This window comes from Comamonas sediminis (assembly GCF_041107495.1).
GTDB lineage: Bacteria > Pseudomonadota > Gammaproteobacteria > Burkholderiales > Burkholderiaceae_C > Comamonas > Comamonas sediminis.
Genome location: NZ_JBGBDC010000001.1, coordinates 895,900 through 911,069 on the forward strand (window position 1 = coordinate 895,900; position 15,170 = coordinate 911,069).

The window sequence follows — 15,170 nt, forward strand, 5'->3', positions numbered from 1 at the left end:
GCCAGTGTTGGCTGGCCGCCCAGGGCAGCCAGGTGTTTCATTTGGCAACAAGAAGATGCTATTTATTAGGCTAATGGCTTGCCGGGGCTCTGCCGATGGATGCCTTGCTGCCCAGCAGCGCCAGCGAAGGTCACTGGGGCTGGAAGCCGCTGTCGCGGATGATGCGGGCCCAGACGGCCGAATAGGCGCGCTCGCGTGCGAGCAGCTGCTCGGGCGTCATATAGCCCACGCTCAACCCCATGCCGACCAGCTGCTCCTGCACATCGGGGGCGGCCACGGCCTTGGCAACCGCCTGCGATACGGCCTGCACCATCTCGGCTGGCGTGCCGGCCGCAGCGTACATGCCGTAGTAGGGCATGTCTTCGAGGCCCGGCAAGCCCAGCTCGCTGAAGGTGGGCACATCGGGCAAGGCCTGCTGGCGCTTGCCGCCCAGTACCGCCAGCACACGGATCTTGCCGGCCTTGTGGCTTTCGATGAAATCCTGCACCGAGCCAATGCCGGCGGGGATCTGGTTGCCCATCATGTCGGCCAGCATCGGCGCGCTGCCCCGGTACGGCACGGACACCAGATCGGTCTTGAAGCGCTGGTTCAGCACCCGCACCAGGAACTCCGGCGTCGATGCCGGGGCTGGAATGCCCACCGCACTCTTGCCGCCCTGCTTTTTGAGCCACTGCAGATAGGCCTCGAACGTGCGCACGCCCAGGCCGTCGGAGACCGCAATCGCATTGACAAAGCTGGCAAATCCCGCCACCGGCACAAAGTCCGCATGCGGGTCAAACCCCGGGTTCTTGACGACCTGGGGCAGGATGGAGATGGTGTGGTCGTGGGTGACGAAGAAGGTGGCGCCATCGGCCGGCGAGGCCTTGAGGATCTGGGCCGCAATCTGGCCGCCCGCGCCGGGCTTGTTCTCCACCACCACCGAGGTGCCCAGGCTGTCCTTCATCTTCTCGGCCAGCAGGCGTGCGATCACGTCGGTGCCGCCGCCCGGTGGAAAGCCCACCAACAGCCGCACCGGCTTGCCCTTGTTGTAGCCCGCCGCCCAGCTGGGGCTGGCCAGCCACCCGGCCGCAGCAGCGGCCAGCAGTTGTTGGGAGAAATGGCGGCGACGCAGGGACATGCTCAGCTTTCAGGAATCGAAGAAGAACCGTTCAAGCAAGGCTTATGCCAGACGTGTGCGGTGCTTGGCCAGCTGCGTGCGCACCTGGGCAGGCGCCGTACCACCCAGCGTATTGCGGGCGTTCAGCGAGCCTTCCAGGCTCAGCGCCTCGAAGACATTGGCTTCGATGTTGGGGTTGAAGGCCTGCAGCTCGGCCAGCGGCAGCTCGGTCAGGTCCACGCCCTTTTGCGAGGCGAGCTTGACGGCATGGGCCACGGTCTCGTGGGCATCGCGGAAAGGCAGGCCCTTCTTGACCAGGTAATCGGCCAGGTCCGTGGCGGTGGCATAGCCCTTCAGTGCAGCGGCACGCATGTTGTCGGCGTTGACGGTGATGCCGCCTTCCTTGGCGCCGGTCGCAGGGTTCACCTGGCCGCCGATCATCTCGGCGAAGATGCGCAAGGTGTCCTTCAAGGTGTCGACGGTGTCGAACAACGGCTCCTTGTCTTCCTGGTTGTCCTTGTTGTAGGCCAGCGGCTGGCCTTTCATCAACGTGATCAGGCCCATCAGGTGGCCGACCACGCGGCCGGTCTTGCCCCGTGCCAGCTCGGGCACATCGGGGTTCTTCTTCTGCGGCATGATCGACGAGCCGGTGGTGAAGCGGTCGGCAATGCGCACAAAGCCGAAGTTCTGGCTCATCCAGATGATCAGTTCCTCGGACAGGCGGCTGATGTGCACCATGCACAGCGACGCCGCTGCGGTGAATTCAATCGCGAAGTCGCGGTCGCTGACGCCGTCCAGCGAGTTCTGGGACACGCCTTCCATGCCCAGCGTGCGGGCCACACGCTCGCGGTCCAGCGGGTAGGTGGTGCCGGCCAGCGCGGCGCTGCCCAGCGGCAGCACATTGACGCGCTTGCGCACGTCGAGCATGCGCTCGGCATCGCGCTTGAACATTTCCACATAGGCCAGCAGGTGGTGGGCAAAGCTCACCGGCTGCGCCACCTGCAGGTGGGTAAAGCCGGGCAGGATCACGTCAACGTTCTTTTCGGCCACTTCCACCAGGGACAGCTGCAGCTCGCCCAGCAGGCCTTCGATCAGGTCGATCTCGCCGCGCAGCCACAGGCGCACATCGGTGGCGACCTGGTCATTGCGGCTGCGGCCGGTGTGCAGGCGCTTGCCGGCATCGCCCACCAGCTGGGTCAGGCGCGCTTCGATGTTCAGGTGCACGTCTTCCAGGTCCAGCTTCCACTCAAAGCTGCCCGCTTCGATTTCCGAGGTGATCTGCGCCATGCCCTGCTCGATGGAGGCCAGGTCCTGCTCGCCGATGATCTTCTGGGCACACAGCATTTGTGCATGGGCCAGACTGCCCTGGATGTCGGCCTGCCACAGCCGCTTGTCGAAAAACACACTGGAGGTATAGCGCTTGACCAGATCGCTCATGGGTTCGGAGAACAGCGCCGACCAGGCTTCGGACTTGGAATCGAGCTGGTTGTGCGAAGGAGACGAAGCGTGTGGTGTAGACATGAAGGTCGCAGTATTCGGGTTAAGCTGCCAGTTGCGCTGCGGAAACACAGCCTCCGGTGCTGTGCCTGTGGCCCGCCGAAGCCCTGGGCGAAAAACCAGGATTTTATCGACCCTGCACGACCATGCCAGCAACATCAACTAATCCAGCACCGCGCGAAGCCATCGTCGGCACGGCCTATGTGTTTGATGCCTGCACCGCCAGTGTGATCGGCCGCACGGTGGCCCTGGTCGAGACCGTGGTGGCGATTGCTGCGGCCTTTGGCACCAGCAGCCTGCTCGATTGGTTCTTTCAGCTGGCACTGCTCACCGCCGTGGTGCTGCCGGCCAGCCTGCTGTGGCTGGTGCTGGCCTGCCAGCAGAAAAAGCAGCTGCAGCGCTGCAGCACGCGCGTGCAGTACCTGGCCGGCGCCGCGCTGGGCGTGGCCTGCGGGCTGCTGGCGGCCATGCTCTACCAATGGGCGACGTTGTCGTCACACACCGCCTGGCTGGCCAGCGCTGCGGCGGGCGGCTTTTTGGCGGCGATGGTCGTGGTGGGCCTGCAGTGGCGCGCCCAGGCCCGCACGCCGGCGGCCACCACCGCGCGGCTGGCCGAGCTGCAGGCGCGCATCCGCCCGCATTTCCTCTTCAATGCGCTCAACAGCGCCATTGCGCTGGTGCAGGACCACCCGCACAAGGCCGAAGCCATGCTGGAGGACCTGAGCGACCTGTTCCGCCATGCGCTGACCGAAAAGCGCGAGGCCTCGACCCTGGCCGAAGAGGTGATGCTGGCGCGCCGCTACCTGTCGATCGAGCAGATCCGCTTTGAAGACCGCATGGCCGTGCGCTGGAACCTGGATTCGCGCGCCGATGACGCCACCGTGCCGCCGCTGTTTCTGCAGCCACTGGTGGAGAACGCCGTCAAGCACGGCATCGAGCCCAGCCACGGCCATGGCCGCATCAGCATTGCCACGCGCAGGCGGGGCAATATGGTGCAGATCCAGATCATCAACACCACGCCGCGCCCGTTCAGCGCCCCGCAGCCGGAGCGGCGTGCCGGCACCGGCACCGCCATCCTGAATGTGAAAAAGCGGCTGCGCCTGCTCTATGACCTGGAGTACGACTTCAAGGCGACCAGCAAGGACGGCATCTACATGGTGCGCATCAGCATCCCGGCTTGAGCGGGCGCAAATACACGACGGCCGGTGTTGGCAGCCAGGCCCCGCCTCCGCTAGCATAGGCGCCCATGCGAGTATTGATTGTGGATGATGAAGCCTTGGCCCGCAGCCGGCTGCGGCGCTTGCTCGTCGAGATGACACCAGCGCCAACCGCTGTGCACGAGGCCGCCAATGCGCCCGAGGCGCTGCAGGCGCTGGCCAGTGCCGCGGCAGTGGGCCAGGCCTTTGATGTGCTGCTGCTGGACATCCACATGCCTGGGCTCAGCGGCATGGAGCTGGCGCGCCAGCTGCAGCAGCAGCCCCCGGCGCCGGCCGTGGTCTTTGTCACCGCCCACCCCGAGCATGCGCTGAGCGCCTTCGAAGTCAATGCCGCCGACTACCTGACCAAGCCGGTGCGGCGCGAGCGCCTGGCAGCCGCACTGCACAAGGTGGCCCTGGTCGCCCAGGCCCATGCACTGCGCCAGGCCCCTGCCCTGCCCGAGCCCGACCTGGATGCCGACACCTTGCTGATCACCGACCGGGGCCGTACCGAACGGGTGCGCCTGGCCGATGTGCTGTATTTCAAATCCGAGTTGAAATATGTGACTGTGCGCACCGGTACACATGAGTATCTGTGGTCGGGCAGCCTCAACGATCTGGAGACGCGCTTTGCCAAGCGCTATCTGCGCGTGCACCGCAATGCGCTGGTGGCACCGTCCGCCATCCGCTGCCTGGAAAAGGCCTGTGATGCAGACGACAGCGAGGGCTGGCAGCTGCGCCTGTTTGGCATCCCGGATGTGCTGCTGGTCTCGCGGCGCCAGCTGCCGGTGGTGCGTGCCTTGCTGGCCAACAAGCTCAGTGGCCTGCGCGCAGGCTGACAGCTGCCGTCCTCACCCGTCTCAGTGCTTGTGCCCGTCGTGGTCGCCATGCGCGTCATCGGCGCCATGGGCCTCATGCTGCCCGGCCGGGCCGTGTGCATGGCCAGGGTGGTCATGGTCGCCATGCGCCCAGGTGCTGACCGCGCTCACCACCACCATGCCGATGGCCAGCCAGACCACCTGCTGCACCGTCTGCTTGGCCGACAGCTGGCGCTGCAGCTGCGGGATCAGATCGGCCAGCGCCACATAGATGAAGCTGCTCGATGCAATGGCCAGGAAGTACGGCAGAAAATCGGCCAGTGAGCTGACCAGGAAATAGCCGACCACACCGCCCAGCGCGGTCACCGCACCGGCCAGCGACAGCTTGAGCAGCGCCACCTTGCTCTGGCTGCGGCTGCCATTGCCCGACAGCACCACCAGGTCGCCCATATGGTGCGGCACCTCATGGGCCAGCACCGAAATGGCCGCCACGATGCCCAGCCACCTATCGGCCATGAAGGCCGACGCAATCAGGATACCGTCGCCAAAGCAGTGCACGCTGTCACCGGTGAGCAGCGACCAGCCGCCTGCGCTGTGGTTGTGCGTGTGGCCGTGGTGGTGGTGCGCATGGCCATGCTGGCCATCGGCGTGCTCGCCATCCGCACGGTCACCTTCCGCATGGCCGCCATGGGCATGGCCGCGCTCTTCAGGCAGCGCATGGCGGTGCTCATGGCCGTGGTGCCAGAGTTCGGCCTTGTCCAGCAAAAAGAAAAATACCAGACCCAGCAGCAGCACCACAAACAGGGCCTTGGGGTTGATCTGGCTCTCGAAAGCCTCGGGCAGCAAATGCACAAAGGCGGTAGCGAGCAAGGCGCCTGCGGCCAGGCTCAGCAGGTGCTGGGCACCAAAGCGGCTGCCCTGGCTGCCAATACCCGTGCGCATCAGCGCTGCGGCCACCCACACGCTGCCCAAACCGGCAGCAAGGGTCGCCAGCACGATTGCGATCAAAGTCATGAAACCATCCTTCAGCGGGGCCGGCACAACAAACAACGCCATCACCCCAGTGCAGCACCGCGCGCCTGCGCAGCCACCGGGCGCCCTGCCCCATCCAACATGCCGCGCATGGTAGCACTTAGTTGCAACGCAGTTGCATTAACCGCCCCAAATCCTGGGCGCATGCCGGGGCTTGGGGCGGTCCATCTGGAACCTCAGCCGCTGCCGTCACCAGGCAGCGCTGGGTATCCGCATCAGTGCGCTTTTTCCCAGTTCGGGCCAAAACCGATCTCGGCGATCAACGGCACCTTCAGGTCGGCGACACCGGCCATGATGGCCGGGATCTCCGTGCGCACCCAGTCCTGCTCGGCCGCCGGCAGCTCGAACACCAGTTCATCGTGCACCTGCATGATGACCAGCACCTCGGGCTTCTGGGCATCGAGCTTGGCCTGTACGGCCACCATGGCCTTCTTGATCAGATCGGCTGCCGTGCCCTGCATCGGCGCATTGATCGCGGCGCGCTCGGCCGCTTTCTTGCGCGGGCCGTTGCCGCCATTGATCTCGGGCAGCACCAGGCGCCGGCCAAACACGGTCTCGACATAGCCCTGCGTGTGTGCCAGCTCGACGGTCTGGTCCATGTAGCGCTTGACGCCGGGGTAGCGCTGGAAGTACTTGTCGATATAGGCGGCAGCGGCCTTGGTCTCGATGCCCAGGTTCTTGGCCAGACCAAAGCTGCTCATGCCGTAGATCAGGCCAAAGTTGATGACCTTGGCATAGCGGCGCTGCTCGCTGCTGACCTGGTCCAATGCCACGCCAAACACCTCGGCGGCGGTGGCGCGGTGCACATCCAGCCCATCGCGGAAGGCATTCAGCAGCGCCTCGTCGCCCGACAGATGCGCCATGATGCGCAGCTCGATCTGCGAGTAGTCGGCGCTGGCAATCAGCTTGCCCTCGGGCGCGACAAAGGCTTCGCGGATGCGGCGGCCTTCGGCGGTGCGCACGGGAATGTTCTGCAGGTTCGGCTCGTTGCTCGACAGGCGGCCAGTGACAGCCACCGCCTGCGCATAGTGGGTGTGCACGCGGCCATCGCTGGGCAGCGCCATCTGCGCGAGCTTGTCGGTGTAGGTGCCCTTGAGCTTGGACAGCGAGCGGTGCTCCAGGATCTTGGCCGGCAGCGGGTAATCCTCAGCCAGCTTTTCCAGCACTTCTTCGTCCGTGCTGCGCGCGCCGGTGGCGGTTTTCTTCACCACCGGCAGGCCCAGCTTGTCAAAGAAGATCTCGCCGAGCTGCTTGGGGCTGCTCAGGTTGAATTGCTGCCCGGCGATCTCGTAGGCCTCGGCTTCCAGCGCCAGAATGCGGCGGCCCAGGTCATTGCTCTGGCGCGCCAGCTCGGGCGCATCGATGCGCACGCCATTGCGCTCGATGCGGAACAGCGCTTCGCTGGTCTGCATCTCCAGCGCATAGATATGCGCCAGGCCAGGATGGGCTTCGATGCGCGGCCACAGCACGCGGTGCACATCGAGGGTCTGGTCGGAATCCTCACAGCTGTACGCGGCGGCCTTGTCCACCGGTACCTGGGCAAACGGTATCTGGCCCTTGCCCTTGCCGCAGAGGTCTTCGTAGCTGATGCCCGTGCGGCCGGTGTGGCGCAGTGCCAGGCTGCCCAGGTTGTGCGGGCGGTCGGCCTCCAGCACATAGGACTGCAGCATGGTGTCATGCGCATAGCCTTGCACGCGGATGCCATGGTTGGCCAGCACATGCTGGTCGTATTTGACGTGTTGGCCCAGCTTCTTTTTGCTGGCGTCTTCCAGCCAGGGCTTGAGCTTGGCCAGCACCAGATCCATCGGCAGCTGCTCGGGCACGTCCATGCCTTCGTGGCGCAGCGGGATGTAGGCCGCCTCGCCCACCTGCACGCTGAACGAGATGCCGACGATACGGGCCTGCATTTCATCGAGCGAATCGGTTTCGGTATCGAGCGCCGCCAATTCGGCCGTTTGCAGCTTGAGCAACCAGGCGTCCAGATCGGCCTCGGTCAGGATGGTGTGGTAGACCACATCGCGCTGCTGGGCCTCGATGGCAACCTCGGTCACCGCGGCATCGGCACTGTCAAACAGACCGGCCTGGCCGGCAGGGCCGGCTGCGGCCTTGCCCGCAGCGGGCCCTGCGGCAGAACCCAGCGACCGCGCCAGGCCCTTGAAGCCGTACTGCTCATAGAACGGTGCCAGGCCGGCGGCATCCGGCTCTCCCAGCGTAATGCCATCGAAGGCAGGCAGGCCCGGGATGTAGTCGTCCAGCGCGCAATCGGTTTTCATCGTCACCAGCTGGCGGCTCAGCGCCAGCTGGCCGCTGGCAATCGCATCGCGCAGGTTCTGGCCGGCAACACCCTTGATCGTGTCGGCTTTGGCGATCAGCTGGTCCAAGGAGCCGTGTTCCTCCAGCCACTTGGCAGCCGTCTTGGGGCCTACCTTGCTGACGCCGGGCACGTTGTCCACCGTATCGCCCACCAAGGCCTGGTACTCGACCATCTGCGACGGCGGCACGCCAAACTCGGCCGTGACCCCGGCCACATCGCGGCGCTTGCCGTTCATCGTGTCGATGATGGTCACATGCTCGTTGACCAGCTGGCTCAAATCCTTGTCGCCGCTGGAGACGATGACCTGGATGCCCTGCTGCGATGCCATCCGGGCCAGGGTGGCGATGACATCGTCGGCCTCGACGCCGGGCACCGCCAGAATCTTCCAGCCCAGCAGCTGCACCACCTCATGGATGGGCGCAATCTGCGAGCGCAGGTCATCGGGCATTGGCGAGCGCGTGGCCTTGTACTCGGTGTAGAGATCGTCGCGGAAGGTGGGGCCGCTGGCGTCGAAAACACAGACGGCGTAGTCGGCCTGTATGTCTTTACGCAACGCCTGCATCATGTTGATCATGCCCCGGATGGCCCCGGTAGCCGGGCTGGCAGAGTCGCCGGGAACCGCACGAAGGTCGGGCATTGCATGGTAGGCACGGTACAGATAGCTGGAACCGTCCACCAGCACTAAAGTAGGAGGATTACGCATATTGACATTGTGCCCGGTACGCAAACACCGGGCGACAACTTACAATTGAGCCATGCGCGCAATTACCACTTCTTTCATCGCCCAGGCCCTGGCACTGGTGCTGGCAGCCCCTGCGCTGGCCCAGCAACCCGCCGCTCCTGCCGAGCCGCCTGCAGCCCAGCCCGCTGCACAGCCTGCGGCCCCTGCCGACGCGGCGCCCGCGAACGACAAGTACAACCAGAAGGCCGAATACATCCGGGTGGAAGATGCGGGCAGCCGTATCGACGAGGTGCGCATTGGTGGCCAGACCCAGAGCATCCATGTGCAGCCCAAGATGGGCAACATGCCCGGCTATGAGGTCAAGCCGACCGACGGCGCCCGCGCCCGCCCCGATGGCTTTGGCGACACCCAGAGCAAGAAGCGCGTCTGGAACATCGGTAATTTCTGAGCGCGATACCAGAGCGAAAAGCCCGGCGCCGCCCGGGCTTGCGATAATCGCCTCTTTGCACCCGCCTTGCGGGCCAGGCCAGCCACAGAGGCTGGCCTTGTTTTTGTAGCGACGATATACATCCATGGCTGTTTTCACCGAAGTATCCGACAAGGCTGCCAAGGCCTTGCTCAAGCGCGTCCCACTGGGCGATTTCGTCTCGTTGCGCGGTATTGAAGGCGGTATTGAAAACACCAACTACTTTCTGACCACCAGCCAGGGCGAGTACGTGCTGACCCTGTTCGAGCGCCTGCGCGCCGACCAGTTGCCGTTCTACCTGTACCTGATGAAGCACCTGGCCAAGGCCGGCATTCCCGTGCCCGAACCCCAGGCCGATGGCAAGACCGGCGACATCCTGCTGCAGGTCGAGGGCAAGCCGGCGGCCATCGTTGGCAAGCTGCCCGGCAAGAGCCAGCTGGCGCCCCAGGCGGCGCATTGCCAATCGCTGGGCGAGGTGCTGGCCCGAATGCACCAGGCCGCGCTCGACTACCCGCGCCAGCAGCCCAATCTGCGTGGCCTGCCCTGGTGGAACGAGACCGTGCCGGTGGTGCTGCCCTACCTGGACACCGCCACCGCCGAACTGCTGCGCAGCGAGCTGGCCTACCAGAACCATGTGGCACAAAGCTCGGCCTATACGGCGCTGCCACGCGGACCCGTCCATGCCGACCTGTTCCGCGACAACGCCATGTTCGAGGGCGACACCCTGACGGGCATCTTTGATTTCTATTTCGCCGGTGTCGATACCTGGCTGTTTGACCTGTCCGTGGTCATCAACGACTGGTGCATCGACCTGGCCACCGGCGCCATCGACAAGGCCCGTGCCGACGCGCTGCTCGCCGCCTACCAGGCGGTACGTCCGCTGCAGGCCTGCGAGCGCGAGCTGCTCAATGCCATGCTGCGCGCAGGCGCGCTGCGCTTCTGGATCTCGCGCCTCTGGGACTTCTACCTGCCGCGCGAAGCCTCGCTGCTCAAGCCCCATGACCCGACCCATTTCGAGCGCGTGCTGCGCGAGCGCCTGGCCACGCCATACCAACTGGTCTAAGAACCGGTTCAAAGCCACCGGGGGCCCGTCCGCGCACGCCATGCCCACATGGGCTCCTGCCCCTTGGGCGCATGGGTTACAGTGCGCCATCCCCTTTGATTTTTATCGCTGCAGCCTGCGCTGCAGCGCGCTGGTGCATGAAACTTCGTATCGCCACTGCCCGCCAGGGTGTGACCTGGGTGCAAGACGGCTTCAAAACCTTCAAGACCCAGGCGCTGGCCCTGACCTCGCTGTTCTTTCTGTCGATGATGGTGATGTCGCTGATCGGGGCCATCCCGATTGCCGGCACCTTCATCGCGCTGGCGCTGCTGCCGGTCTCCACCTTGTGCATGATGATTGGCGCCGCGCTGACGGCCCAGGGCACGCGCCCCACGTTGCCGGTGGTACTGGCAGCGCTGCGTGTCGACAAGGAACGGCGCAATTCCTTTGTCGTGCTGGGCGTGTTCTATGCGCTGTTGTTCCTGTTGGTGCTGGGCTTTTCCGCGCTGTTCGACGGCGGCCAGTTTGCCCGCCTCAACCTGATGGGCGGCGAGATCACGCGTGAGATCGTCGAGCAACCGGCCTTCCAGCAGGCCATGTTCGCCACCATGCTGCTGTACATCCCGCTGTCGCTGCTGTTCTGGCATGCGCCGGGCCTCATCTACTGGCACCGTGTGCCTGCCATCAAGGCGGTGTTCTTCAGCCTGATTGCCTGCAGCCGCAATATCGGCGCCTTCACGATGTTTGGCCTGGCCTGGATGGCTGTCGGCATTGGCTTTGGCATTGCCATGGCCTTGCTGTCTGCACTGCTGGGCACCTTGCTGGGCGCCTGGGCAGCGGCAGCCATCGCCATTGCCGGCTCGCTGATGCTGGCGACGATGTTTCTGACGTCGGTGGTGTTCAGCTTCCGCGACTGCTTTGAAGCGCCGGAGCAGTTGGACAGCGTCGCACTTTAAAACTGCCCCACCCATCCCCGCCCGGCCTGTGCCCTACAGCCGGGCTTTTTTCATGGCTGCGGGCCTTCGCCATGGTGCAGGCGGTGCAGGTGCGCCCGGTCTTCCACGCTGGACAGGGCCAGCGCAAACACAATGCCCAGCGCTGCGCCCAGCACGGTATCGAGCACCCGCTCCACCGGCATGCCCAGCGGCGCCTGGGGCGATGAGGCCAGATGCGTCATCAGCAAGGCCATCGGCGTGACCGTGATCTGGCCCAGCGCGTAGTTGTAGCCAATGCTCACCTCGGTGATGAACTGCAGCACGACGATGCTGGCAGCGATCCACCAGAAGGACGGCTCCAGCGACAGAATCAGACCCGCCACCAGCGCGCCGAGCATCGTACCCACCATGCGCTGCAGCGCACGGTTCATCGTGATGTGCAGGTGGCTGCCCTGCATCACCGCCGTCGCGCCGATTGCCGCCCACGCCGGATGCTGCCAGCCCGCCGCCTGGGCCACCCAGGCCGCCAGACCGGCACCCAGCACCATGCGGCCGGCAGCAGCCAGCTCGGCGGGCCAGGGCCGCAGCGGCTGCGCAGGAAGCTGCACCCGCTGCACCGCCTGGTGGCGCAGGCCATCGGTGGCCCAGCAGACCAGGGCCGCCAACAGGCCACCGGCCAAGGTGCCCAAGGTGCGCTCCAGCAGCTGCTGCCCGCTGTGTACCGGCGCCAGCGAGGCACCGGCGGCGAACACCACAATCACCGCGCCCGGCCCACCCAGGCGCCAGTGGCTGACCGCCAACGTGGCCGCGCCGGCCACCAGCGCGAGCAGCCAGACCATGCCCTGGGCGGGCAGCCCGGCCCAGGACGCGAGGGACGGCAGAAACACCGCTGCACACAGCATGGCCGCGCAGATGCCGACGATGCGCATGCGCCGGCCAGGCGCCGCAAAGCGGCCAAACAGCGCCGCCAATGCGCCCAGCCCCAACGGGCCGACCAGTTGGGGCCAGGGCGACAGACGCGCCACCACCATGGCCAGCAGCACCGCCAGCGCCGCCTGCATGGCCGCGATCAGCGCAATATGCAGCGACGGCAGCGGCTGCAGACGGGCGCTGTCGCGCAGCTGGCGCGGCGACAGCAGATGGCGCAGCGCCTGGGGGCGGCCCATGGAAGGGGTGGAAACGTCAATCTTGCGGACAGGGGTCATGGGCATTCTCGTCTACCCAGCAACTGGCGAACGCGCAGACCGGCCGGCGGTGCGGCCAGCGCATGTGGCTGGGACATGGAAGTGGCGACTCACCCGCCGGCAAGCAGCACGGGCGCCGCCCCCTGCGCGGATGGGGGACGGCCAGCGCCGCCTGGGCAGCAGGGGTGCACCAGCATGCGGCGGGGCTGCTCAAGCGGATGAGCAGCCCATATAGTATCCTATGCAACTATTAAATGCAAGCCTGAGGTTGGCGCCCACTATCACCCCAAAACCTGCCAGGCTTGTACTTTGGACTGAGAGCCGCGCGCAGCTCAGACCACCGTGAGCTTGGCCACCGACAGCGCCAGCCACTTGGTACCGTGGCGCGGAAAATTCACCTGGGCGCGGGCATCGTCGCCCGTGCCTTCCACCGCCAGCACCTTGCCTTCGCCAAACTTGTTGTGGAACACATTGGCGCCCTTCTTGATGCCATGCGCGGGCTCGGCCTTTTGCACCGGCACGGGGGTTTTGCCCCACATGCTGGGCGCGGAATCACCATAGCCACCGCCCGACGAGCGACCACCGCCGCCGCCCCCGCCGTAAGCCAGGCTGCCCATGCCGCTGCCAAAGCCGGAGTGCCTGGGCGTGAGCCATTTCAGTGCTGTCTCGGGCAGCTCGTCCAGAAAGCGGCTGCGCACGTTGTAGCGCGTGGTGCCATGCAGCATGCGCGTCTGCGAGGTGCTCAGGTAGAGGCGCTTGCGCGCCCGCGTGATCGCCACATACATCAGGCGGCGCTCCTCCTCCAGCCCGCCGGTGTCGGTCATCGCGTTCTCGTGCGGGAACAGGCCCTCCTCCAGCCCGCCGATGAACACCACGTCAAACTCCAGACCCTTGCTGGCATGCACGGTCATCATCTGCACGGCGTCCTGGCCCCCCTGCGCCTGGTTGTCGCCCGCCTCCAGCGCCGCATGGGTCAGAAAGGCCACGAGCGGCGACAAGGTCTCGCCGGTGTCCGGGTTCACGATGGCCGGATTGGCGGCGTCGGGCAGCGGGGTGTCGAGCAGCGGCGCATCCGGGTCCAACCCCTGGCTGACGGGGCTTTGGCCGCTGCCGGGCACGCCCATGGCCTGTTGCTCATCGAGCGGAATGGCCACGGCATCCCTGCCAAAGCCCTCCTGGGTGACAAAGCTTTCGGCAGCGGTCACCAGTTCGCCCAGGTTGTCGATGCGGTCGGCGCCTTCCTTTTCGGTCTGGTAGTGCTCGATCAGGCCGCTCACCACCAGCATGCGCTCGATGGTCTCGCGCAGGGTCTTGCCCTGGGTTTCCTCGCGCAGCACATCGATCATCGCGACAAAGGACTGCAGCTTGGTGCCCGCCTTGCCGGCCACGGCCGTCACCGCGTCGTACAGCGAGCAACCGGCGGCCTGCGCCCCTTCCTGCAGCTGCTCGGTGGTGCGGGCGCCAATGCCGCGCGGCGGAAAGTTCACCACCCGCATGAAACTGGTGTCGTCATGCGGGTTCTCCAGCAGGCGCAGATAGGCCAGCGCATGCTTGATTTCCGCACGCTCGAAAAAGCGCAGGCCGCCATACACGCGGTAAGGCACGCCGGCGTTGAACAGGCTGGTTTCCAGAATCCGGCTTTGGGCATTGCTGCGGTAGAGCACGGCGATCTCGCTGCGCGCAAAGCCATCGCTCTTGATCAGCGACTTGATCTCCTCGACCATCCACTGCGCCTCGGCCATGTCGGTGGCGCTCTCGGACACCCGCACCGGCTCGCCCGGGCCCTGGTCGGTGCGCAGGTTCTTGCCCAGGCGGTTGCTGTTGTGGCTGATCAGCGCATTGGCGCTGTCGAGGATGTTGCTGTAGCTGCGGTAGTTCTGCTCCAGCTTGATCTGCTGGCGCACCTCGAACTCGCGCACAAAATCCTGCATGTTGCCCACGCGCGCGCCACGGAAAGCATAGATGCTCTGGTCATCGTCGCCGACGGCAATCACGCTGCTGTGGGACTGGAATTGGCCGCCCACCATCTCGCCCGCCAGTTGCTTGAGCCACAGGTACTGCAGGCGGTTGGTATCCTGAAACTCGTCGACCAGCATGTGGCGAAAGCGGTGCTGGTAGTGCTGCCGGATGGGAGCGTTGTCGCGCAGCAGCTCATAGGAGCGCAGCATCAGCTCGCCAAAATCCACGACACCTTCGCGCAGGCATTGGTCTTCGTAGAGCTGGTAGAGCTCGACCTTCTTGCGCTCGGCCATGTCGCGCGCCTGCACGTCGGAGGGGCGCAAGCCCTCTTCCTTGCAGCCGCTGATGAAGTACTGCAGCTGCTTGGGCGGCAGCGCTTCCTCATCGACCTGGAACTGCTTGCACAGGCGCTTGATCGCCGAGAGCTGGTCCTGCGTGTCCAGGATCTGGAAGGTCTGCGGCAGATTCGCCGACTTGTAATGCGCGCGCAGCATGCGGTTGCACAGCCCGTGGAAGGTGCCGATCCACATGCCGCGCACATTGATGGGCAGCATCGCCGACAGGCGGGTCAGCATCTCCTTGGCGGCCTTGTTGGTAAAAGTGACCGCCAGAATACCGCCCGGCGTGGCACGGCCCGTCTGCAGCAGCCAGGCAATGCGCGTGGTCAGCACCCGGGTCTTGCCCGAGCCGGCACCGGCCAGGATCAGCGCATGGCCCCCTTCCAAGGTGGCAGCGGCCAGTTGCTCGTCGTTGAGGCCATTGAGAAGCGGCAAATGCCCATCGCCGCCCGCATCGGACGGCAGTGCAAACAAATCATTCGAATCCATCCCCCCATTGTAGGTAGAACGACAAGCTGGCGAGCTGCCGGCACGCGATGCGCCCAGGGGCCGCGCGCAGCGAGGGCGCATACTGCAGCGGCCGGCAAGGCTTTTGCAAAGCCGGTGCTTGC

At 65.5% G+C, this 15,170-nt stretch carries 11 protein-coding genes; 5 read left to right on the top strand and 6 right to left on the bottom strand.

The window, feature by feature from the left end; translation table 11 throughout:
- Positions 1-130 precede the first annotated feature (130 nt).
- Positions 131-1,117 carry a Bug family tripartite tricarboxylate transporter substrate binding protein gene (locus AB7A72_RS03970; RefSeq protein ID WP_312531452.1) on the bottom strand — a complete coding sequence of 329 codons (987 nt, stop codon included), beginning with the start codon at positions 1,115-1,117 and terminating at the stop codon, positions 131-133.
- A gap of 42 nt (positions 1,118-1,159) precedes the next feature.
- Positions 1,160-2,617, bottom strand: a complete 1,458-nt coding sequence (argH, locus tag AB7A72_RS03975) for an argininosuccinate lyase (RefSeq protein WP_230772600.1) — start codon at positions 2,615-2,617, stop codon at positions 1,160-1,162.
- Between the two features lie 122 nt (positions 2,618-2,739).
- Between argH and AB7A72_RS03980 the strand changes: the two genes are divergently transcribed.
- Positions 2,740-3,774 carry a sensor histidine kinase gene (locus AB7A72_RS03980; protein ID WP_239810944.1) on the top strand — a complete coding sequence of 345 codons (1,035 nt, stop codon included), beginning with the start codon at positions 2,740-2,742 and terminating at the stop codon, positions 3,772-3,774.
- Positions 3,775-3,839: 65 nt separating this feature from the next.
- On the top strand, positions 3,840-4,628 hold the full coding sequence (locus AB7A72_RS03985; RefSeq protein WP_369459067.1) for a LytR/AlgR family response regulator transcription factor: 789 nt from the start codon (positions 3,840-3,842) through the stop codon (positions 4,626-4,628).
- A 21-nt stretch (positions 4,629-4,649) separates the two neighbouring features.
- Here the strand turns inward: AB7A72_RS03985 and AB7A72_RS03990 are convergent, their stop codons facing one another.
- Entirely contained in the window at positions 4,650-5,621 is a 972-nt protein-coding gene (locus tag AB7A72_RS03990; RefSeq protein WP_312417269.1) for a ZIP family metal transporter, read from the bottom strand.
- Between the two features lie 233 nt (positions 5,622-5,854).
- On the bottom strand, positions 5,855-8,656 hold the full coding sequence (gene polA / locus AB7A72_RS03995; RefSeq protein WP_313336226.1) for a DNA polymerase I: 2,802 nt from the start codon (positions 8,654-8,656) through the stop codon (positions 5,855-5,857).
- A gap of 52 nt (positions 8,657-8,708) precedes the next feature.
- Between polA and AB7A72_RS04000 the strand changes: the two genes are divergently transcribed.
- From AB7A72_RS04000 to AB7A72_RS04010, 3 genes are all read left to right on the top strand, one after another.
- Entirely contained in the window at positions 8,709-9,083 is a 375-nt protein-coding gene (locus tag AB7A72_RS04000) for a hypothetical protein (protein ID WP_312417265.1), read from the top strand.
- A gap of 124 nt (positions 9,084-9,207) precedes the next feature.
- Entirely contained in the window at positions 9,208-10,164 is a 957-nt protein-coding gene (locus AB7A72_RS04005; RefSeq protein WP_312417264.1) for a homoserine kinase, read from the top strand.
- A gap of 137 nt (positions 10,165-10,301) precedes the next feature.
- Positions 10,302-11,099 (top strand): BPSS1780 family membrane protein, encoded by a 798-nt coding sequence (locus AB7A72_RS04010; protein WP_369459068.1) that lies wholly within the window; start codon positions 10,302-10,304, stop codon positions 11,097-11,099.
- Positions 11,100-11,149: 50 nt separating this feature from the next.
- Here the strand turns inward: AB7A72_RS04010 and AB7A72_RS04015 are convergent, their stop codons facing one another.
- Positions 11,150-12,283, bottom strand: coding sequence for an FUSC family protein (locus tag AB7A72_RS04015; RefSeq protein ID WP_369459069.1), 1,134 nt, complete (start codon positions 12,281-12,283; stop codon positions 11,150-11,152).
- A gap of 311 nt (positions 12,284-12,594) precedes the next feature.
- Positions 12,595-15,048, bottom strand: a complete 2,454-nt coding sequence (locus AB7A72_RS04020; RefSeq protein ID WP_369459070.1) for a UvrD-helicase domain-containing protein — start codon at positions 15,046-15,048, stop codon at positions 12,595-12,597.
- Positions 15,049-15,170: the final 122 nt, after the last annotated feature.